The sequence below is a fragment of the Pseudomonas sp. KCJK9016 genome, assembly GCF_046231795.1.
Classification (GTDB): domain Bacteria; phylum Pseudomonadota; class Gammaproteobacteria; order Pseudomonadales; family Pseudomonadaceae; genus Aquipseudomonas; species Aquipseudomonas bananamidigenes.
Window position 1 is genome coordinate 1 of sequence record NZ_JBJJMM010000065.1, and the last position, 871, is coordinate 871.

At 63.0% G+C, this 871-nt stretch carries 1 protein-coding gene; it reads left to right on the top strand.

Annotation, left to right across the window (positions count from 1 at the left end; genetic code table 11):
* A partial coding sequence (locus ACK6BI_RS27995) for an AMP-binding protein (protein WP_409319661.1) occupies positions 1 to 871 on the top strand: 871 nt, incomplete at both ends.

Here is an 871-nt window from a genome sequence, read left to right on the forward strand (position 1 = left end):
TGCAGGCGCTGGAGCAGACGCCGCAATTGGGCGTCGATCAACTGTCGATCCTGCCGCCGGATGAGCGGCGGGAATTGCTGGTCGGGTTCAATGCTACCCAGCGGGAATACCCGTCGCGTTCGACGGTTCACGGTCTGTTCGAACAGCAAGTGCAACTGCATCCGCAAGCCGTTGCAGCGGTGCATGGCCGCTCGGCGTTGACCTATGACGAACTGAATCAACGGGCCAACCGCCTGGCCCATCACCTGATCGCGCAGGGCGTGCAGCCAGGCGATCATGTGGCGATCCTGCTGCCGCGCTCGCTGGATCTGCTGGCGGCGCAACTGGCCATCGGCAAATGCGCGGCGGCTTATGTGCCGCTGGACATCAACGCTCCGGCTGAACGTCAGGCGTTCATGGTCGAGGATTGCAGGGCGACAGCGCTGCTGACCTTGAGCTCGGAGTCAGTCGACTACAGCGTGCGCCGGATCGATCTGGATGCGCTGAAACTCGACGCGCAACCGACGCACAACCCGGACTTGCCGCAGTCTTCGGAATCCGTGGCCTACATCATGTACACCTCCGGCTCCACCGGCACGCCGAAAGGGGTGATGGTGCCGCACCGAGCCATCGGGCGACTGGTGATCAATAACGGTTATGCCGATTTCAACCCGCAGGACCGTGTGGCGTTCGCTTCCAACCCGGCGTTCGACGCCAGCACCATGGACGTCTGGGGGCCGCTGCTCAACGGTGGGCGCGTGGTGGTCATCGATCACGACACCTTGCTTGATCCAGACCTGTTCGGTCAGGCGCTGGCCAGCTCCGGCGTCACGATCCTGTTCGTCACCACCGCACTGTTCAACCAGTACGTGCAACTGATTCCCGAGGCCCT